Source organism: Neolewinella persica DSM 23188 (assembly GCF_000373105.1).
In the GTDB taxonomy this organism is placed as follows: domain Bacteria; phylum Bacteroidota; class Bacteroidia; order Chitinophagales; family Saprospiraceae; genus Neolewinella; species Neolewinella persica.
Genome location: NZ_KB890415.1, coordinates 103269 through 122791 on the forward strand (window position 1 = coordinate 103269; position 19523 = coordinate 122791).

The 19523-nt window shown below is 49.2% G+C and carries 16 protein-coding genes; 10 read left to right on the forward strand and 6 right to left on the reverse strand.

Annotated features, from left to right (window positions below; translation table 11 throughout):
• Nucleotides 1-180: 180 nt before the first annotated feature.
• Complete coding sequence (locus B036_RS0103345) at nucleotides 181-1065, reverse strand: M57 family metalloprotease (protein WP_020567271.1); 885 nt, start codon at nucleotides 1063-1065, stop codon at nucleotides 181-183.
• Between the two features lie 474 nt (nucleotides 1066-1539).
• Between B036_RS0103345 and B036_RS27890 the strand changes: the two genes are divergently transcribed.
• On the forward strand, nucleotides 1540-1812 hold the full coding sequence (locus B036_RS27890) for a hypothetical protein (RefSeq protein ID WP_020567272.1): 273 nt from the start codon (nucleotides 1540-1542) through the stop codon (nucleotides 1810-1812).
• Between the two features lie 20 nt (nucleotides 1813-1832).
• Nucleotides 1833-3146 (forward strand): alginate O-acetyltransferase AlgX-related protein, encoded by a 1314-nt coding sequence (locus tag B036_RS0103355; protein WP_020567273.1) that lies wholly within the window; start codon nucleotides 1833-1835, stop codon nucleotides 3144-3146.
• On the opposite strand, the gene B036_RS0103360 is transcribed toward B036_RS0103355, so the two are convergent.
• On the reverse strand, nucleotides 3131-4552 hold the full coding sequence (locus B036_RS0103360; protein ID WP_026231644.1) for an MBOAT family O-acyltransferase: 1422 nt from the start codon (nucleotides 4550-4552) through the stop codon (nucleotides 3131-3133). The genes B036_RS0103355 and B036_RS0103360 overlap by 16 nt on opposite strands.
• A gap of 106 nt (nucleotides 4553-4658) precedes the next feature.
• Nucleotides 4659-5255, reverse strand: a complete 597-nt coding sequence (locus B036_RS0103365; protein ID WP_020567275.1) for a hypothetical protein — start codon at nucleotides 5253-5255, stop codon at nucleotides 4659-4661.
• Between the two features lie 501 nt (nucleotides 5256-5756).
• On the opposite strand from B036_RS0103365, the gene B036_RS31595 reads away from it, so the two are divergent.
• Genes B036_RS31595 through B036_RS0103380 form a run of 3 tightly spaced genes read left to right on the forward strand, consistent with a single transcriptional unit; the run spans nucleotide 5757 to nucleotide 8784 of the window.
• The gene (locus B036_RS31595; RefSeq protein ID WP_020567276.1) at nucleotides 5757-6497 is read left to right on the forward strand and encodes a DUF4956 domain-containing protein; all 741 of its coding nucleotides are present in this window, start codon (nucleotides 5757-5759) and stop codon (nucleotides 6495-6497) included.
• Between the two features lie 4 nt (nucleotides 6498-6501).
• Entirely contained in the window at nucleotides 6502-7506 is a 1005-nt protein-coding gene (locus tag B036_RS0103375; protein WP_026231645.1) for an HlyD family efflux transporter periplasmic adaptor subunit, read from the forward strand.
• Between the two features lie 42 nt (nucleotides 7507-7548).
• Nucleotides 7549-8784 carry a hypothetical protein gene (locus B036_RS0103380; RefSeq protein WP_157472019.1) on the forward strand — a complete coding sequence of 412 codons (1236 nt, stop codon included), beginning with the start codon at nucleotides 7549-7551 and terminating at the stop codon, nucleotides 8782-8784.
• A 133-nt stretch (nucleotides 8785-8917) separates the two neighbouring features.
• Here the strand turns inward: B036_RS0103380 and B036_RS0103385 are convergent, their stop codons facing one another.
• Nucleotides 8918-9454 carry a hypothetical protein gene (locus B036_RS0103385; protein WP_044101709.1) on the reverse strand — a complete coding sequence of 179 codons (537 nt, stop codon included), beginning with the start codon at nucleotides 9452-9454 and terminating at the stop codon, nucleotides 8918-8920.
• A 338-nt stretch (nucleotides 9455-9792) separates the two neighbouring features.
• Nucleotides 9793-10239, reverse strand: coding sequence for a DMT family transporter (locus B036_RS0103390; protein WP_020567280.1), 447 nt, complete (start codon nucleotides 10237-10239; stop codon nucleotides 9793-9795).
• Nucleotides 10240-10275: 36 nt separating this feature from the next.
• On the opposite strand from B036_RS0103390, the gene B036_RS0103395 reads away from it, so the two are divergent.
• The 4 genes from B036_RS0103395 to B036_RS0103410 all read left to right on the forward strand — a co-directional run bounded on the left by B036_RS0103395 (nucleotide 10276) and on the right by B036_RS0103410 (nucleotide 13992).
• Nucleotides 10276-10770 carry a hypothetical protein gene (locus B036_RS0103395; protein ID WP_020567281.1) on the forward strand — a complete coding sequence of 165 codons (495 nt, stop codon included), beginning with the start codon at nucleotides 10276-10278 and terminating at the stop codon, nucleotides 10768-10770.
• A gap of 312 nt (nucleotides 10771-11082) precedes the next feature.
• Nucleotides 11083-12288, forward strand: a complete 1206-nt coding sequence (locus tag B036_RS0103400) for a saccharopine dehydrogenase family protein (protein ID WP_020567282.1) — start codon at nucleotides 11083-11085, stop codon at nucleotides 12286-12288.
• A 118-nt stretch (nucleotides 12289-12406) separates the two neighbouring features.
• Nucleotides 12407-13171 carry a 4-hydroxy-tetrahydrodipicolinate reductase gene (gene dapB / locus B036_RS0103405; protein WP_020567283.1) on the forward strand — a complete coding sequence of 255 codons (765 nt, stop codon included), beginning with the start codon at nucleotides 12407-12409 and terminating at the stop codon, nucleotides 13169-13171.
• Nucleotides 13172-13542: 371 nt separating this feature from the next.
• The gene (locus tag B036_RS0103410; RefSeq protein WP_026231647.1) at nucleotides 13543-13992 is read left to right on the forward strand and encodes a hypothetical protein; all 450 of its coding nucleotides are present in this window, start codon (nucleotides 13543-13545) and stop codon (nucleotides 13990-13992) included.
• On the opposite strand, the gene B036_RS0103415 is transcribed toward B036_RS0103410, so the two are convergent.
• On the reverse strand, nucleotides 13958-16450 hold the full coding sequence (locus tag B036_RS0103415; RefSeq protein ID WP_020567285.1) for a DUF5686 and carboxypeptidase regulatory-like domain-containing protein: 2493 nt from the start codon (nucleotides 16448-16450) through the stop codon (nucleotides 13958-13960). The genes B036_RS0103410 and B036_RS0103415 overlap by 35 nt on opposite strands.
• A 495-nt stretch (nucleotides 16451-16945) precedes the next feature.
• Here B036_RS0103415 and B036_RS0103420 point away from each other — a divergent pair, with 495 nt between their 5' ends.
• Complete coding sequence (locus B036_RS0103420; RefSeq protein ID WP_020567286.1) at nucleotides 16946-19441, forward strand: M12 family metallo-peptidase; 2496 nt, start codon at nucleotides 16946-16948, stop codon at nucleotides 19439-19441.
• Nucleotides 19442-19523: the final 82 nt, after the last annotated feature.

The window sequence follows — 19523 nt, forward strand, 5'->3', positions numbered from 1 at the left end:
GTAACTATTCACTGCGCTGCGCTGGTTCGCCATGGTGAGCAGCCCGAAGGGCAGCTAACGGTACATGCGGCAGCATCTCACCAATTCTCCAACTCAAAAACTCACTAAAAAGGCCCGCCCCCAAACTAATGGAGACGAGCCAGGCCTATTCGTGAGATCAGACCATGTAGTTAACCCTGTTTAGTAGAGGAACTCAAGCGCAACGCGGTCGTAGAAACCGAATTCTCCGTCCTCACTGCTGCTAAAACAAGCGAGCATCAGGGAATTGGCATCGTAGCCGGTAGGTGTTCCGGGGATATGTACCGCACCGTCAGAACCGGCGCTTTCTCCGGACTGACCACAAGACTGGCGGCTGAACCAGTCGGTATGGCGGAGTCCGAGACAGTGGCCGATTTCATGACCAACTACGTGCTCATTCACATTGTTATCGTAGTTGTTCATCCCAGCGTAGATCTGCACCCATTTATATGGGTTGCCACCACTTGGGAAGCCGGCAACGCCGCCTGCACCACTATTTTGGTACTGGCGGTAAACCACAATATCTGCATTAGTACTGGCCTGAAAGCTGAGGGAGAAGGTGAGCCCAATGTTCAAGGCGTTGTAATTTGCGATGGCCCAGCTTAGGCCGGTACGCATTTTCGTGGTCAGTGCGAAGTTGCCGCCAGTATAACCAATTACGGTGATCGTTTGGTTGTTGGAGACAAGGTTATTGGTTCGGTATTGTTTTGCCAGGGTGCGATCCATTTCCCGCAACTCGTCGAGTTGCTCGCGGGTCACGTCAACATCTCCTCCGATACGGTAGAGTGTTTCGACGCTGCCGTCTGGGCGGGTTTCGGTAACTTTTTCGACGTCGCTGAAGTTCATTGAATGCCCTTCAACATGGGCTTTAATGGGGGCTTCAAGACCAAGGTCAGGAACATTCGTGTGGCCATCTTCTCCCTCATCATGGATGAACTTGGAGAACTCAGCAACGGGAGCAGTAGTTTCGGTAAGCGCGCTGTCCTCGGTACATGCGGACAGGATAAAGAAGCCACAAAGGGCAACGAGTAAATGAGTAAATTTCATGAATCAGTTTGATTTATGTGTGGTGATATGGATAATATCGGTCTGATCCGGATACGTGGCTGTGGGCATGAAAATTCCATTCCGAAAGCGGCGCCTCCTTCGGTGGTAAAATCAAGTACAGACCAGTACCGGGGTTACCGACGGTTGGTTACTTAATAACAGGAAAGTGTTGGAAAGATGGTTTCTGTTGTCTGACCCTCAGTAGGGCATTTACTAATCTCAATTAGGGAAAAATCTCAAAAAGCGATAAATGCTAAGACAATTATTACATCCGTAAGGTAATTACATTTACCGGATAACAAAAGATTCTGTGAATTCTTTTTTAGTTAATCATTTTGAACTGGAATTAGTGGTTAAGGTAAATGTTCTTTTGCTAAAAATTGGTTTGGCAAAATATCTACGCAGCAAACGTTTAGATCGGTTTTGCGGTTAATAAAGAAAACTGAATTTTCCTAAACACTCAAATGTCTTCTGATGCCACTCTTGCTGTTACTACTCGGATTTTTCTTCCCCCGTCTCATTATTGCAGTCCTTTACTTTTTTACCGGATGGTTCCGGGATGGATTCGACGGCGTCTTGCTGCCCATCCTTGGATTTCTATTCATGCCAATCACCTTACTGTGGTACGGACTGGTACAATACTACTACGGTGGAGACTGGTCAACGATTCCCACCATCGGCATAGTTATTGCTGTATTGTTGGATCTTGGTCTCATTGGTCGGGGGGCAAAACGTAAGCGTGCCTGATTTTTTCCGAACTTTGCGCCATGCGAATCCTCCTTGGCGTTCTTCTGCTGCTGTTGTTGCTTCCCTTGTTGTTCTTCAACCGGGTTGGCACTCCGTTAGCTAACCATAAGCCTGCGGGTGACCCTGAATGGTCCTTATCCCGATGGTTCAGTGGTGCCTTCCAGGAAGATGCTGCCAGGAGGCTAAACGAACAATTTGGCGGTAGAAACACATTGGTCCGGCTCAATAATCAGAAGGAGTATTCCCTTTTCAATATTGCAACCGCACGTGATGTAGTAATTGGAAAAGAGGGCTATCTGTACGAGGACACTTACCTGAATACGGCTACTGGCAGAAACTATCAGGGTAGCAGGCATTTCGAGGACATGGGGACGAAACTCGCGCTGGTGAGAGACTCTCTGGCTAAGTATGGTGTGGACCTTTTGGTCGTGATGGCCGCGGGGAAAGGAACTTACTTTCCTGAGTATTATCCAGCAGCCTGGGATGGGCCACCACCAGCTCGAACGAACGAGGACGAGTTACTTCGGATCCTGGAAAACCATCAGGTTCCCTACCTTAATTTCAATGCCTGGTTCAAGGAAATGAAAGACACGGTACAGTATCCTTTATTTCCCAAGGCCGGTATTCACTGGACGAAATACGGGCAATACCTTGTAATGGACTCCTTGTTGAATTACCTGGAGGAAAGGCACCAGATAGACCTGCCTGATCTGGTGCTCGATTCAATTGAGGTGAGCGTTGAACAAAGAGGTAGTGAGGCCGATATTTTCAGAGGGCTCAACATCTTGCAGCAACCAGCGGGTTTCCCGCTTGCTTACCCTACCTGGCACGTTGAGCATCCGGAAAAGGAACAGTTGAAGACATTGGTTATCGGTGATAGCTTTTATTGGTCCTTATACCTCCATCAGCAATTCAGCAAGAAATTCCTGGGGAACGGAGAGTTTTGGTACTACTTTAACCGGGTCATGTGGAATGGCCGGGATGACGGTTCCATTAGTGATGTTCACTTACCTGAAGACTTACTTGGGTATAAACAAATCATCCTTTTTGAAACGGAGAGCCACTATCACCGGCTGTCTAATGGTTTTTTGGAAGCTGCTGTTGCAGCCTTTATCACTGGCTCTTCTCAAGAAAAAAGCATTTCGGTAGCGGAGGAGGATATCCAGGAAACCATGGAGCAAATTCGGAATACACCGAAGTGGTTAGAGCAGGTTAGCCAAAAGGCAATAAGGACGAACCGGACGCTAGAGGCTGCACTGCACAATGAAGCCCGGTTTTACCTGGAGGAACGCATCAGAAAAAAGCGTCTTCGGCGGGCTCAGAACCGGAAGTAGATAAATGGATTGAATCCCTGGCTGGTGATAACTGCACAGGAAAGGGCAAAAACCAGGAGGCTTAGGACAAGACGAAAGGAGGCTTCCGTAAGGGAATTGAGCTTTGTGGGGTATAAATACACCTCTACACTTTTTCCCCAGGTGGTTAATACTCCCCAGGACGCCAACAAACTAAACCCAAGCGTTGCCCAAAACTTACCCGTGGCCCCGGGCCAACTTTGGATACTGCCGTTGAACATGACGCCTAAATAGCTGGCTGCTTCCGAGAAGGTTTCCAGGCGAAAGAACACCCAGCCAATGATCACGATAAAGCAAGTGATGATCACTGCAGGCCATCGCCCAACGGCGGTTAGGAATCTGGTAAGGAATAAGCGGTCAAGGATAAGGAAGCAACCATGAAAAGCCCCCCAAATGACGAAGTTCCAGGAAGCGCCATGCCACAGACCTGAAAGTAGGAAGACTACCCACAGGTTGAAATACAAGCGCCATTTTGCACTTACCCGGCTTCCACCCAGAGGGATGTAAAGGTAGTCACGCATCCATCTTCCTAAGGTAATGTGCCACCTGCGCCAGAACTCAGTGATGGAGGTAGAGATGTATGGACTCTCGAAGTTCTCCGGAAACCGGAAACCCATCATGCGACCCAGCCCAATCGCCATATCGGAATATCCGGCGAAGTCGAAGTAAATCTGACCAGCATATGCAATTGCACCAAGCCAGGCGGTAGGAAGATCGAGTAGAGTGGGGTCGGTACCGAATATGATGTCTGCCTGCTTGCCCAGGACGTTGGCTATGAACACCTTCTTACCCAGACCAAGGGTGAAACGGTAAAAGCCCAAAAGTTTGTCTTCTGTTCGCGACGTCCTTTCACTAATCTGGTCAGCAACTTCCTGGTACCGAACAATGGGACCAGCAATCATTTGCGGGAACGACATAATGTAAAGCAAGTAATCGCTTACTTTTTCAAGTGGTGCGTGCGCCCGCCGGTAAACGTCTATGGAGTAGGTGAGCGTCTGAAAAGTATAAAAACTGATGCCTATGGGCAGGGCTACTTCGGTCCAGGAAAGTGAAGAGACGCCCCAAAGGCTCAGGGTAGCGTTGAGGTTGTCGATGAAAAAATTAGCGTACTTGAAGTAGGCTAATAAACCCAGGTTGAGGCCCAGGGAGGTGAGTAACAATGCTTTACGACGTCGTTCATCTTTTGCCCGGTGAAGTTGCCTGACGATGAAAAAGTCTGCAATGGTGGAAGCGACCAGAACAAAAATGAAACGTGGTGCCCCCCAGGCATAAAAGAGTAGGGAGAAAATAAGGATGACCAAACTCTTCCAGGTCTTTGGAACCAGGGTTAATACCAGTAGAAATACAGGTAAAAAATACAGCAAAAAGGGGATGGAGCTGAATACCACGGGGCGAAGGTAAATCGTCCGCAACTTGTAGCCACAACAATCGCCCGATTAAGTAATTTTAGTAGACTTGACTACAAGGAATACCAAAAGCAAGAAAGCTGGTGGGTCAGGGGACCAACCATTGGAAATCCCAGTTTTCTTGGACGTTACGTTCGACTAGTAACCGGCGGTTTCCCTCCCTGTTGAGTTGCAATATCTCTGCCCGGGTAATTTTTGTCTTAAGCACCAGGAAATTTACTTCGGCATAGTCTGTCTGATTCATCGGACGATCGGTCCAATCGTCAGGTAAGCCGTCACTTGGTTCAGTCAGTCGGGTGCCTGGTCGCGAAAGTGCGGCGTATGCTTTACGCGAGTGCTTTGGAAGATCCAGGAAAGTTTTCCGACACACTCTTTCGGGTAATTCAGTGGTTGGTCCCGAACAACTGAATTGTAATTGCTGTGTTGGAGACCAAAAGGTCCAGGCCATAAATCCTCCCCCTTGCTTTAAGTGAGAAACTTTCAACGATCGCCGATCGGTGTAGCAAAGAAGTTCTCCCTCTACCTTGCTGGCACCTCGCAACACCATCACTCTGGAATAAGGGATTCCCGTCGCAGAAACGGTTGATACTACTGGAGTGCCGTAAGGCAATTTCGGGCTGTTTTGCCCTTCGAGCAATAGCTTCCAGGCTGACTTCCAGAGGCTTTTCTGGGCTTTAGCGACCATTTTTCAGTGTAAAAGTGCGGTTATGGAAAATAGTTGAGAAAAATTATTATCAATTTTTGGACACTTTTAAGTGTGCAAAACTAGTAAAATGGGCTTAATCGCAGAATTTTTATCTGTCCGAATAAGATTTAGCGAATTTTCGCAAATCTTAACTGATTGATAACGTGGTGATAATGTTACTTTTTAGGGGGGCAGGCGTCAAATGAGTGTCCTAAGGATAGAAGACGCTGCACAGCGATTTTCTCAATGGATCAAAGATTTAGGTTTTTCATGATATGAATATGGGTTTTAGGTGTTTTTCTAGGAGGGTTCGGACATAGTCCGGACCCTCTCTTTTGTCATGGAGTATTGCCATTCGTAGTAACGCGGTCCTGCCTTGTATTGTCCAGAAGGTTTAAGGTGTGACCAAAAGGCTTTTTTACATCGTTGTCCGAAGGGTTTTACCTGATTCTGTTGTCCTAAGCCTACCTTCACCAACTTTCTTGACCTTTAAGGGCCTCTATGTTTGATATTGAGTGGTTAAACTATAACCCCGAAACACCTTCGTTCTATGTGGTTCTGCTTACCACACTCTTCGCGTTTTTCCTCTCGTCGCTGATTGCTATTACTTATGATCTAACGACGCAAAGCATTTATCGAAGAGCACATTTCTTGCAGTCGCTTATCCTTATCGGGATTGTGGCGGCAACCGTTATGCAAGCAATTGGCGACAGCCTCGCTCGTGGTTTAGGGATTATCGGAGCCTTATCTATAATTCGTTTTCGAACGGTACTGGACGACCCAAGAAACATTACCTTCATGTTCGCGTCGCTTGGCACTGGAATTGCCACGGGCGTACTCGGCTTTGGGGTTGCTCTTACCGGGGCCATCGTTTTCTGCCTTGGGGCAATAATCCTTAGGTTTTCGCCGATGAGTAATAACAATGAGTTAATCGGAGAGATTCGCCTGAAGGTGCCTAAACAGGATGAGCAACAAGACTCCATTGAACGTCAATTGAAAGGCCATTGCAGGGACTATGAACTAGAGCAAATCCGGTTTCTGACCGATAAACGTGTGCAAAATTATACCGAGGAAGGGATTCCCGTTATTGAAGAACAGTCACGTGACAATTTACAGGAATTCACGTATTTGATTCGTCTGAAAGACAGGGCATCTATTAATCAGCTTGCAGAAGACCTTAATAGTATTGCTGGCCTCGAAGAACTAAGGCTCAACTTCCGTAAACGCCCCACGAAACTATAGACCAATGCGCTTCAATTTATTTTACCCAATGGTCCTGCTGTTGGGGCTATCACTTGTGTTTCTATTCCGCCCGCCAACGGATGAGGACCTCAATTTTTTCGGCTTTGCCGAAAGCAACGAAACAACGGTCAATTACAACTACCCCGTAGTTATCGATCAACTGCTGGTCCGCCCTGGCCAGTCCGTAAAGGAAGGTGAGGCACTCCTGAAGGTGAGCCGGAGAAAGGCTAAAGAAACACTAACGGATCAAACTTTCAGAATTGCGGAGCTTCGTGCCGAAGAAAATCTCTGGCGACAACGTAAGCAGAGTGAAATGCAGGAAACAGCGTGGAAATCGAGCGACGACCTGTCCCGAATTAATGAGGACATTATCTCTCTCCGTAAAGAGCTCGCCTACAAAAAATCTTTAGCGGCAGGCTTGGAGTCCATCACCGTAACGGCTGCTGACTATCAACCGATCGAGGATAAAATTACCACTTTGGAGCTAGAGAAAGCCCGTAAGCAGGAAGCCGCTCAATTGAAGAGAGAAAGCCTGCGGCAGGAATTGAACCTTGGTAAAAATCCTTACGCCGAACAAATTCTTCGGCTTGAGGCCGAAATGGAGTTTGAAGAAGAACAGAAAGTTCAGCCCTTTATCGTAAAGGCACCTTCCGATGGTATCGTCGGTAACATCGACGTAAGGGAGGCGGAACACGTCCAATCCTATGCTACTTTGCTTTCCTTCTATGAGCCACATTCGAGTATTGTCCGTGGCTATGTCCACGAAGACCAGACGGCCAAAGTCGCTTTTGGTGATCTACTCCAAGTCTATTCCCTTAAAACTGAAGGTCGGACTTACGCTGGTCAAGTTGTTGGTCTCGGCTCCCGCATCGTTGAAATTCCTAACAGGTTGAGAAAACTACCCGATTTCAAGACTTACGGTAGGGAGGTTATTGTGGAAATATCTCCCGAAAACTTATTTCTGCAAAAGGAAAAGGTTGGCATCCGTCGGGAGCCAACAGAGCGGTAACTTCTCACCTGATTTAAATGCGGCCGATAAATGATTGAGGTTATGCTTTTACCTGAAATGATCAACGACTACTACCGAAAGGTCACTTGTCACAGTATCCCATTACTGGTAGTTCTCCTTAGTGTCCCATCGCAAACAACGGCACAACGAGTGATCTCCTCTATGGAATTCTTTGGTATTGGCATGGAGGAAGTTATGGGGACTACTGGTAGCAGACAGGGTAAAGCTCCCCCAATGCCGTGGTTCGAAGAGTACCAATTCCGAACGGAAACCAGGGACTTTGATGTTGAACGGCAGGAATACACTTTTCGGATGGCGCCAAGTACCGGGAGAAAAAGACGGGCTTTAACGGCATTGTACAACCACCAGGAATCTGCTCCTGACTTTGAGGCTTTGGAGTCGCAATGCGATGCCCTGGCAGATCGGTATGACAGCTGGCTGGAACTCTACCTGATGGATCAGGAGTTGACCATCCTCACTAAGTTGAGGATCGTCCTTGACGATCGGCAAACAGTTCTAAATCGTCAGGCTGGTAGCCTCGACTTTGATTGGTCCAAGCTGGTTAAGTTACGGCAAGACGTTACCGACCTCGACCTGCGATTCTCCCGTTTGAACACTGAAGTAGCCCGGATCAATAATAGTATGGGCCTGGTGGAACCTTCCTTTTCTTTTACTGGCTTCATCACTTTATCCCAAATTGGGGCCAGCTTCCCAGGGGCTTTCAAGTTAACTAATGATCCAAAATCAGACTATGAGCTGGAGACCGTTGCCCGTGAACTGGAATTGGAAAAAGCGGAGCAAAAGCAGTACTTTGATTTCGCCCAGGTGAAATACCAGGGGCCTCATTCCGACTTACCCCGGGAGCGCCTTTCTATCGGCCTAGCATTTCAGCTACCTAACTCTGGAGGAAAATTAGTCAAAATACGAGAGTTGGAATTAGAAGAAGAGACCTTGCGAAGGGAACAAGCAGCAGCTGTAGAAGCTGAAAAAGTTGGATACGAAGCAGATATGGCCGCTTGGCTGATTGATTATGGACACTTCAATTTTATGATCTCTGCGCATCTGAGAGAAAAGGAAGAATTGATACGAATAGGTAGCCAGCTAAAAAAGAAAGAAGGGTTTAGCCCGCTACCTTTACTAGAGATCGAAGAAAGGGCCTTAAGAAATGAACTCAGGCTGCTTGATCTATCTGCCAGCCTTTACCAAAAATACCTTAAAATCAGGGAAGGGGCCGGGGAGCTCTGCTCAGCAGTTAATGGGGAGTTGCTGCTCCAATAAGTGTGGAGTGATGTCCCTAAAAGATTCCTTTATGTCTTTGCGGTGGCGGTTATGATCCACAGTAAGGGATAGTTGTATTGGTGCTGTTGTCCTTTACGCCAATAGCACCAATACAACCAATAGACCAATAAAGTTACCGATTCTTTGTAACCGTAACCTCCAGATAAAAAGCCCCTGAATCAAGTCCGTTTGCGCCGACAACCCCAATGGTGACGGGGTAAGGCCGGGTGACCGCACGAAGCTCAACGCTACGGGTATGATCAGGTTTGGCCCGGCCAACGTGTTGGCGGTCCTGGTGAAAATCTGCTTCACAGCTAACGCAGCTGTACAGCTCTGGGGGCAGCGCATCATGGCCGCCAGAATAGGCATAAAGACTCATGTTCTGTTTAGAGTCTTTGGGAATCAGTCGGATCACCATCGTAGAGTACTTGGGAATCTCGGTTTTGAAAAAGACGTTGTTGCCGGTAAAAAACGCTTTGCGAGGTTCTACGAAACAGGCATTCTGGCTACTCCAGGCCCAGTCAAGACTACTAAGCGGCGTGCCCTGGTCGAGGTCCAGCTCATAGGTAAGGGATTCTCCCTGGCGGGCCTCAATGGCGTTCGGAGTACCCGATTGTGCCATAAGTGAGACGGCAAATATGCAGAGAAAAAGAAGTTGGAAAACGCGCATAACTACTTGGATTGTGTGGTGAAGTTAGGGAGTATCTTTTGGGTAGGAATCCATGAAAACCGGTAGATCCTGAAAATCATGGATTCCTTACCGGCTTAAAGACGAGGGGCAGCGCTTTATTCCATAGTCTGTTGTAAGATTAGTGAGTTGGTGCGTCACTGAGTTGGTGAGTTGCTACCGCTGGTCCCGCTCACTTCGCTACGCTCATTCGCCTTGGGTGCGCAAGCGCAGCGCTGCGAACGGCATTTGCGGCAGCCACTCAGTGACTCGCTAACTCACTGACGCACCAACTCGCTAAATCCTTGCACCTGCCCCGATAGCTATCGGGGCGTCCGAACCTAATTGCTCCGAATCAAAACCACCCCTCCGATCACCATCGTCACCCCAAGCACCCGCGCCCAATTAATGGGAGAGGTAGGCACACCGAGCCAACCATAGTGGTCCATTACGATGCTAACGGCCATTTGGACGGCAACCGTAAGCCCGAAGGTGAGCGCGACGCCAAGTCGGGGAGCAAGAATAATTATGGCGACCACGTACATTGCTCCCAGCAGTCCGCCGGTCCAATAGTACCACGGTAAGTGAGTGCCTCCTTTAATGTCCGCCCAGTTAGCTCGGGTGGCTAACAGGTAGAGCATCAGGCCGATAGTGCCAACTAAAAAGGAGATAAGCGTAGCGTAAACCGGACTTTTTACCACCCGCCCGATTTCACTATTAAGCCCGGCTTGAATGGGCAGCATCACCCCGGCAATGATTGCGATAAGGAAAAGTAGGGCTTGTTGCATTTACGCATTATATATTTGCGGCAAAGTACCAACAAAATGCTGAAAGAATTTCACAACCTGACCCCCGCCGAGCAACAGCTTATGCTCGATGCCATTCCCCTGATTACCATCCTTGTGGCTGGAGCCGACGATGATATCGACGAAGTGGAAATCGCCGAAGCACAGCGCCTGGCTGATATCCGCAGCTTCAATAAGAAGGGCCAGACCAATGCCTACTACGAAAAAGTCGATAATGACCTGACGGGCCGCATCATGGAAATGATGAAAGAACTGCCCAATGCGTTAGCACCGCGCCAGGAAGCCATCGTGGCTAAACTAAGTGGCCTTAACGATGTTTTTGCTAAAATGGACGAGCCCTTCGGCTATCTTTACTACAAAAGTTTTTGCTCTTTCGCCAAACATGTCGCGGAGTCACACGGTGGCTTTTTGCGCTTTATGACCGTTGGACCCAAAGAAGCTGAAGTCGTCAACCTGCCAATGCTCAATGCCGTAGAACGCCCTTCTAAAATTGATTACCCGAACTTACCATAGGTTTTAGTCAATAGTCTGGCAGTTCATGGTCGTTAGCGTACTGCTATGAACTACCATACTATGAACTTAGATGAGGCGCGGCCGCAGGTGCAAGGGAAGGTTGATTTAGCGAGTCACTGAGTCACAGAGTTGCTACCGCAAATGCCGTTTGCAGCGCTGCGCTTGCTCACCTTAGGCGAACGAGCGCAGCGAAATGAGTAGCAACAGCGGCAGCAACTCACCAACTCAGAAGGCGAACAAGCGCAGCGAAGTGAGTAGCAACAGCGGCAACCATACAATTATTCTCACACTCAATTATACAATTATTCTCTTATGAGCAAAGTAATGATCATCGGCGCCGGAGGCGTTGCTCGCGTTGTCGCCTATAAATGTGCCGAACACCCGGAAATATTCAGCGAATTCATGATTGCCAGCCGAACAGTAGCCCGTTGTCGGGAAATTGCGGCTGATATTAAGGAAGACCTTGGTTACGACCGGATCTCAACGGCCGGTGTTGACGCCGAAGACATCCCCGCTCTCACCACCTTACTGAAAGAGTACAAGCCCGTCATGGTGATCCACGTAGCCTTGCCCTACCAGGATCTTACGATCATGGAAGCCTGCCTGAATGCCGGCGTTCACTACCTGGATACGGCCAACTACGAACCTAAAGAGGAGGCAAAATTCGAATACAGCCACCAGTGGGCCTACCACCAACGCTTCAAGGCTGCCGGACTTACCGCCATCCTCGGTTGTGGCTTCGACCCCGGGGTGACCAGCATCTTTACTGCCTACGCCGCCAAGCATATTTTTGACGAGATGCACTATCTCGATATCGTTGATGCCAATGCCGGCGATCACGGCAAGGCATTTGCCACCAACTTCAATCCTGAGATTAACATTCGGGAGATTACGCAAAATGGTAAATACTGGGAAAACGGCGCCTGGATTGAGATCCCGCCATTCAGTATACGTAAGGATCTTAATTACCCCGACGTTGGCCCCAAAGCAAGCTATGTTCTATACCATGAAGAACTGGAGAGTTTAGTGAAGCATTTTCCGACCATCAAGCGCGCACGCTTCTGGATGACTTTTGGCGATGAGTACCTGACCCACCTTCGGGTAATCCAAAATATTGGCATGGCCGGGATCGAACCCGTGATGCACAAAGGCGTGGAAATTATTCCACTGGAATTTCTGAAAACGGTCTTACCAGATCCCGGAGAACTTGGGGAAAACTACGTTGGCCAAACCAGTATCGGTTGCCGCATTCGCGGCATTAAAAACGGCAAACCACAGACCTACTACATCTGGAACAACTGCCACCACGCTCAGGCTTTTAAAGAAACCCGCGCGCAGGGTGTAAGCTATACCACCGGAGTTCCTGCCATGACCGGAGCAATGATGCTCCTTACCAAAGAATGGGGCGGAGCAGGCGTATTCAACGTCGAGCAATTCAACCCCGATCCATTCCTGAAAAAGCTTGCGGTGCATGGCTTGCCATGGCATGAGGAAGTTGGGGGCGATCTGGAGTTGTAGACTGGCAGAGGGCTTGCAGCCCGACATTTGCCAATGGCAAATGAAACTGGCCCACAAACGCTGAATTAAGCTGACGACTTACTAACAATCGGGCTGCAAGCCCTCTACCGATGACGCCATGAAAATTGCCCTACTAGGCTACGGAAAAATGAACCAGCTGATTGCGTCCATGGCGAAGGATGCTGGTCATGAGATTGTTTTGACGGTAGACGAACACAACCGGGATAACCTGACAGCCACGCAGCTTTCTGCGGCCGACGTAGCCATAGATTTTACGCGGCCGGAGGCCGCGGTGGCCAATATCCGGCTGGCGGTGGAAGCTGGTGTTCCCGTAGTAGTTGGGACCACCGGATGGCTCGGCGAACTGGAGACCATAACTAAAGAAGTAAATGCTGCGCAGGGCACCCTCTTTTGGGCTTCTAATTTTAGCGTGGGCGTCAACGTATTTTTTGCCGCCGCAGCGCGGGCGGCACAGCTGATCAATCAATACGGAGGCTACGACGTTCGTGTGGAGGAAACCCATCATACCCAAAAGCTGGACGCACCCAGTGGGACGGGCATAACCCTGGCAGAAAGGGTGGGGGATCAACTTGATGCTTACAGTTCCTGGGCCCTGGCGGAGGTACGTTCCCCGGTTCCCCAAGCGTCCATTGCACCTGCGGCCTCGCCAGATCCTGATAAAACCCCTATACCCATCACTTCCGTACGGAAAGCGGGCGTTCCCGGTACCCATCTGTTAACGTTCTCCAGTGCAGTGGATTCGCTGGAACTAAAACATACCGCACATTCCAGGGAAGGTTTTGCCCGGGGAGCGCTTACTGCGGCCGGCTGGGTGGTTGGCCGTAATGGCGTGTTTACTATGTCGGATTTGTTGGGGATGTAATTTATCACTTCTCTCTCAGGCATCTGTACTTGGACCGATCAAATGTTGCGGCAACGGGGGGGCTCAAGCACTCGCGGCACAGTCGCTACACCCATAATGTTAAATGCGGAGGAGCCTGATTCTGGAGGTGGACTAAAGGATTTTCGCCTTGACGTAATGGTTGGCGGCCCAAAAAGAGCCCGCATGAAATTAATCTCTTGCGGGCCTTTAAATGTAATTCAGACAAAAAATATTGAAATAGGCGATTGTTAAACGCTCTGTAGTAGAAGCAGGGGCAAGGGGAAGAATGTTCGATGTTTATCCATAGATCTTGTCGGTAAGTCTAGTAGGGGTTGATTATTCACCTCCCGGGAACTTATCTTAAACAGAAAATGAAACCCACAGACAGAATCCATAATTACCAGCGGGAAGACGCTTTGGCGCAGGTAAATACCGTGATCGGCGGACACTTAATTTTGGGTACGTTAGCCTTGGCAGGAAATAATTTTCAATTTGCTGATAGCCCGCATGCGGTCTACTGCCTGGTCACTGCGGTAGTAGTTTTTGCCGTCAACATGATGTACGCATGGGACAAATTCAAGGTGAACTGGGCAATAGTTTTTGCGTACCTGCTGTACACGATCAGTGAGTTTGTTACTTATGGGTTTCCCGCGTCCATGCTGGAATTTGCAGGAGGATACAGCAAAGGTGCCATGCTTGATGGAATCATGTATATCGTACCGTTCGTTTATACTGGCGTCCGGTTTGCGCTGGTTTTACCCCTCGTCGCCGTCGCCTGGTACGCGCCTAAAAGCTCCAGTCCCGTTTCCAAAGATCAATGATGTCAAAGCTGACCTTAAAGGAAGTATCCGCCTTGCCCGCAGTACCATCTCCCAGTACAGCGTAAGTTCCAATCCGAAGCCGGCGACGCGCGCCGATTTTAAAGACGCGTTCTATGCCCACAAACACTTCCTGATAGCGGAAATTATCTTCGGGTAACCATAGAAATCCAGCTCCGGCAATCGTCTTTATCCTGGTCTTTTTTAGCAACGGTACGTTGTTGATCAAAGCACCGTTGAAGTGATGGATGTGGTGGAATTCGAAAAACAGGTTCGATGTGGTCAGCGAAGTATCCAATACGTTGAAAGTCTGCGTTGGATCGGAGAGCAGAAAGGGGTCAGACTCCCGGAAGCGTTTCAAATCAATGAACCGCAGGTCCCTGGTATTGATGAATTTGCCGGCCTTTAACTCGTAATTGGAGTTCCCAATGATCCCAAGACGAAGCTCCTGTTTTATGGATCCCTCCAGGTAGTCGAAGTCTATATCGCTGGACAGTGGGCCATTCCAGCCTTTCCGGTAGAGAATCTGGAAGGTAGGCCACCGGCTGCCCAAACGAATTTTACGATCAGGCTCCCGCATGTATTTCAAGCCAGGGGTGAAGGTGATTGCGGTGGTTGTACGCAGTGCTTCGTAGGGCTCGAACTCCTGTGGCTCTTCACTGTCTTCTACGATATCCTGAAGGAAGGAACTTGTGCGAAGACCGGTGATCGGTTTGCGGGCACTAAAGTCCACCTCGTTCCAAATGAAAAATCCATTGAATGCTTCAATGCTGTGCCGAAATCGAGTGGCTTCGAGTTTGATATAATTGGAAGGGCGAAGCTGGTTGAGATAGGCGTCAAACTGGTTGATGGATTCGAAACTGCGCCCGCCGCTGACGGAGATTTCACCCAGGTTGAAAGGATTGTAGCGGTGCCATATGTTGAAATTTCCCAGTAAATCCCGATTCAACAGGCCATAGTTCATACTGCCGCTGAAGTTGACCATTTTTCCATTTTCATACCTCCGGTTGTAACCTACGTAGGGTCCAAAACGCCAGCCACCTACTACGGAAAAGTTGATCAGTTCACCCAGGGAGCCTACGTAAAGGTGGCTTTTCTTAGCGTTGTTTCGAAAGCCTACGCCCTCCCATGCAAGTTCGAGCAGGGTTATTTTATTGTACTTAGCCTGGAGGCTGTCCTGGTATTCCTTACTGGAGGTAATGGCCTTCAGGCTATCCCGGATATTGATCATTTTGGCCTCCTCGGTAGTCAGGGCAACGGTTCTGCTACCTTCCCAGTAGGTACTGTCGCGCTTATAGGCTTCGCGGGTAGTGACGGCCACTTCGTTGCCGAAGAACTTGTCGGGAAAGGCATAGTTGTGCTCGTAGTTGCTGTAGGAGAGGGTGGTGTTTCCCCTGAAGGTTGCTTTTTTGCCTTGCTTGGCAACGTAGAGAAAGACCTGTTTGCTGACCGTCCAAAGGCTATCGATATGCTCAACGTATTCCTGTTGGAGGCGGAACGCATCGAAAAATTTCAGCGGGTATTTGCTGAAGGTGAGGTCAAGCCGATTAATGGTGTAAGTGTCTTCATTAATCCAAATGGTACCCTGGCAGGTACTGTTCCCACTTTTGCGGGGCGAGACCTTGATTTCATAAACGATCTGACTCCCTTCCAGGTTGGTACTCTCAAGTTTGTACTTATAGGCCAGTACGCCGGTAGTACTTAGCGGAGAAATTACGGGCGCGTCAGAAATACCGGTAAGCAGTACCATGTTCCGATAAAAGTTGAAATCTGTTTCGCCGAACCGGGGAATAAACAACCCACCGGTGTTGCCGTATTTTTGGTAAGCAGTCCGTTCCTCTTTGTATTGGCGGGGCTGTTTGAAGTTGAGGGTAACCTCCATTTCAACCAGATTGAGCCTGCCCAGCAGCTCTTTGCGGGCTTTTTCTTCCTCCGCGAAAGGATCAGGCATTCCGTTTTCTTCTTCTGGGGAAGCGTCAAGGGTTATCGCAGGCTTACGGTTGCGTTCGTTGCGTTCCACTTCCTCTACGGCTTTGACGTAGATGTCCGTCCGGTACGAATCGGCCGCCCGCAGGTGTCGGTCTTTCCGTTCCACTACCTTTTTGATGATGGCATAGGCAGGGTCTTTTCGGCCGGCAGCTACGGTGATCTCGTTTAACAGCACATCTGAGGTAGTCAGGCTGATGTTTAACTCATACGGCTCCAGGCCAATAATCACATTTTCTTTATGGGACGTATAGCCCAGACTGGAGAAAATGAGTCGGTAGTTTCCTTCTGTTTGCAGATTGAGTTCGTAATAGCCCTGGTCATCGGAAGTGGTGCCAGTAGCCAATTCCTGTACCAGGACGTTGGCAAACGGGACGGGCTCCAGGAATTCATTAGTGATGTAGCCCTTAATGGTCTGTGCGCCAAGTGGTATGACGCCCAGTAGAAGCAACAGCAGGATAAAAGTTCTATTCATTTGGCGGTAAGCGTGTGGGAAAAGAGGGGCGACTCCGATATAAGAGGAATGACGGACTAAAGACGTTGCAGGGCTTGTATTTAGTTGTCCTGACTTTAGATTTTAAGAGCACATTAGTAGTTTTCACCTGTTTGCCTGAAGGCTAAGGGATAGCGGAATCCAATATTGTCCTTTTCTCGTAACTGTACCCAAACCGTAAGGTTTGGGAGGCAGTTGACCTGAGATCAATAGCGTTTGCAGGCGCTCTGTGCCACGTAATTCTCCTAAACATTTTGCGGGGAACATGTTCAAACGTCTAATGTACTCCCCAAACTTATGCCCTTTGGGCATGCTTTTAACCTCTCTTGCACCCGCGTGCGCACTATTATGACGGTAAGCGGACAAGCTATTTTAAGTGCAGCACCCTATCTTGCGCATCTTTTACCGCAGGATTGCTGCAGCCTACTTTTTTATGCGACTCCGCGCTTTCGAACTCGACCTCTAGAAAAATATTCAATGAAAAACCTTACTTCTTTGCTACTGGCACTTTGTTGCCTTAGCGGTTCTCTTTTTGCCCAAACCAACCTGACGTTGGGAAACGCTGACCTACAGTTACCCAATGAAATCCTGACCGAATTCCACCAATACGATTTGGTGACCCTCGACTTAGAAGCATTGAATGAGCTGAAGAGTGATCAACTGGAATTCGCGCTGAAAACGGTTGACGGCTCGTTAAACTTCACCTTACATCGTTGGGACTTAAGAGCAGCCAACCACAAGATGGTCACGACTAAAACAAAAGGCTCCGGAGCATTGGTGGCCCGGAATCCTTCCGCTCAATTCCGTGGGAAATTGACAGATGGGGGCACCGCAGTATTTACCATTGATGAAAAATTTGTCCTCGGCTCTTGGGAAAAGGATGGAGAAACCACTAACCTGGAACCCCTCTGGCGCCTCTGGCCCGCTGCTCCTGACGATGTCTACATCGTATATCGTAACATCGACGTCAAAGACATGGTCGGTGCCTGCGGCACCGCTGCGGGCTTCCATGAACAGGTACCCACCACCGACTACAATAAACGAGCTGGAGAATGCTTCGAAGTTGAAATCGCACTAGCCGCCGACTTCGAGATGTTCCAGGACTTCGGAAGCGCCGCCAGCGTAGAAAACTTCATGCTTGGCACCCTGGCCGCAGTGCAAACAAACTATGACGATGAATTCCCCGATGCACTAACCTTTGTGGTGACGGCCACCTTTATCGCTACCACCAACGCCGAAGACCCATGGACCAATGACACCGACTCGCAGGTCTTGTTGCCAGACTTTCGAACCTGGGGAAGAAACGGTAATTTTTCTGCCGATTTCGACGTAGCTTCCCTATGGTCCGGCCGTGATTTTGATGGCAGCACCATCGGTTTGGCTTATATCGGTGTTGTCTGCACCAGCAGTGAATACAATGTTTTGCAAAACTTCTCCACCAATGCTGCTCAGTTACGGGTTCTCTGGGCCCACGAACTTGGCCACAATTTCGGGGCATTACATGATCCCGACGGTCCGGATGATCCAAGGCAGATTATGTTTCCGAGCGTCAACACATCTACGGAATGGTCTCAAACATCCATCGATGTGATTACTGCTTATTACGAAGGTGTTTCCTGCTTTGCGAGTTGCCCGATACCAGAACCTCCGGCTACTCAGGCGCAGGCGCCGGAAACCCTGGTTTGCGCTGGCGGCCTTGTTTCATTCTTCAATACAACTGAAGGACGGGTAAACGATTTATCCTGGTCCTTTCCCGGAGGAACACCATCTTCCTCCACTGAAGATGCCCCGGTTATTTCATACGCCGCTGCGGGTAATTACACGGCCACCCTTACCGCCACGAATCAGTTTGGTAGTATGTCTACCCCAATCGCCATCAATGTAGTTGACGGCGATAGTGGTGGACAGTTTGTCCTGTTTGTAGAGTCTTTCGAAAATGGGCTTGGCGCGCTGACGGTGATTAATCCCGACGCCGGAAGTAACTCCTGGGGATCACTGGAGGTGGATGGTAACCTGGGTAAGGTCTCCGCCGGCATCAACAACTTCGATAATAACAACTTAGGGCAAAGTGATATTTTGGAAACCCCTTCCCTGGACTTAACCCAGGTTAGTGCCCCCAGGGTTGAATTAGAATATGCCTATAATCGCTACGACGCTTTCAACAATGATGTACTTCGTATACTGATTTCTGTAGATGGAGGTCCCGCTCAGGTACTTTTTACCGGCCAGGAAAATGGTTCCGGTAACTTCGCTACCGGTCCGGATAATCAGGAAGTCTTCATCCCATCAACGGAGAGCGATTGGTGCAATGCGGGACCCGGATGTATTGATTTGGACCTGAGTGCCTTTGCCGGCGAATCCGACGTGAAGATCCAAATTGAAAACATCAATGATTTTGGAAACGTGATGTGGATCGATAACTTTCAAGTCGTAGGAACCTGTAGTGAAGTTTTGCCAGTAGAATGGTTAGGGTTCACGGCCAGGGCTTCCGGAAAAAGCGCCCAGCTTGACTGGCAGGTCAGCCAGAATGTGGACAACGACGGTTTTTCAGTTGAACGGTCCTCTGCCACCGATGATACCTGGCAAGCGCTCGGTTGGGTTCCTGCTGCTGAAGGTGCTAATCAATCGATTTCCTATGCCTTTACCGATGAAACAACCCGTGCCGGAACAACCTATTACTACCGCTTGCGGCAACTGGACCTCGACGGACAACTGTCTTTCTCCGAAGTCCGCACTGTAGCTTTTGACGCAGCAGAAGGATTGACCGTTTGGCCCAACCCTACGGATGGCCGGGTGAATATTGAGTCGTCAGACCTATCCGCAAATTATGCTTTGCTCAACGGCCTGGGGCAGGTGCTCCGTACCGGTAAGCTGGCCAATGGCCAGGCTACACTTAACCTACAGGATTTGCCTCCCGCGATCTATCTGCTACGGGTGGGGGAAGATAAGGTACTGCGAGTGGTACGCCAGTAGAAAGAATTGAATCGCAGATTACAACGGATTTCGCCATTAACGCAGATTAAGCCTACTGCATCTGTGTAATCTGCGATTCAAT

Bases quoted from the DNA above. Each gene is read 5' to 3' on its own strand.
- B036_RS0103355 (WP_020567273.1), top strand. From the start codon at position 1,833: ATGCGAATCCTCCTTGGCGTTCTTCTGCTGCTGTTGTTGCTTCCCTTG.
- B036_RS0103395 (WP_020567281.1), top strand. From the start codon at position 10,276: ATGCTGAAAGAATTTCACAACCTGACCCCCGCCGAGCAACAGCTTATG.
- B036_RS0103345 (WP_020567271.1), bottom strand. From the start codon at position 1,065: ATGAAATTTACTCATTTACTCGTTGCCCTTTGTGGCTTCTTTATCCTG.
- B036_RS0103390 (WP_020567280.1), bottom strand. From the start codon at position 10,239: ATGCAACAAGCCCTACTTTTCCTTATCGCAATCATTGCCGGGGTGATG.
- B036_RS0103385 (WP_044101709.1), bottom strand. From the start codon at position 9,454: ATGCGCGTTTTCCAACTTCTTTTTCTCTGCATATTTGCCGTCTCACTT.
- B036_RS0103365 (WP_020567275.1), bottom strand. From the start codon at position 5,255: ATGGTCGCTAAAGCCCAGAAAAGCCTCTGGAAGTCAGCCTGGAAGCTA.
- B036_RS27890 (WP_020567272.1), top strand. From the start codon at position 1,540: ATGCCACTCTTGCTGTTACTACTCGGATTTTTCTTCCCCCGTCTCATT.
- B036_RS0103420 (WP_020567286.1), top strand. From the start codon at position 16,946: ATGAAAAACCTTACTTCTTTGCTACTGGCACTTTGTTGCCTTAGCGGT.
- B036_RS0103375 (WP_026231645.1), top strand. From the start codon at position 6,502: ATGCGCTTCAATTTATTTTACCCAATGGTCCTGCTGTTGGGGCTATCA.
- B036_RS0103400 (WP_020567282.1), top strand. From the start codon at position 11,083: ATGAGCAAAGTAATGATCATCGGCGCCGGAGGCGTTGCTCGCGTTGTC.
- B036_RS0103415 (WP_020567285.1), bottom strand. From the start codon at position 16,450: ATGAATAGAACTTTTATCCTGCTGTTGCTTCTACTGGGCGTCATACCA.
- dapB (WP_020567283.1), top strand. From the start codon at position 12,407: ATGAAAATTGCCCTACTAGGCTACGGAAAAATGAACCAGCTGATTGCG.
- B036_RS0103380 (WP_157472019.1), top strand. From the start codon at position 7,549: ATGCTTTTACCTGAAATGATCAACGACTACTACCGAAAGGTCACTTGT.
- B036_RS0103410 (WP_026231647.1), top strand. From the start codon at position 13,543: ATGAAACCCACAGACAGAATCCATAATTACCAGCGGGAAGACGCTTTG.
- B036_RS31595 (WP_020567276.1), top strand. From the start codon at position 5,757: ATGTTTGATATTGAGTGGTTAAACTATAACCCCGAAACACCTTCGTTC.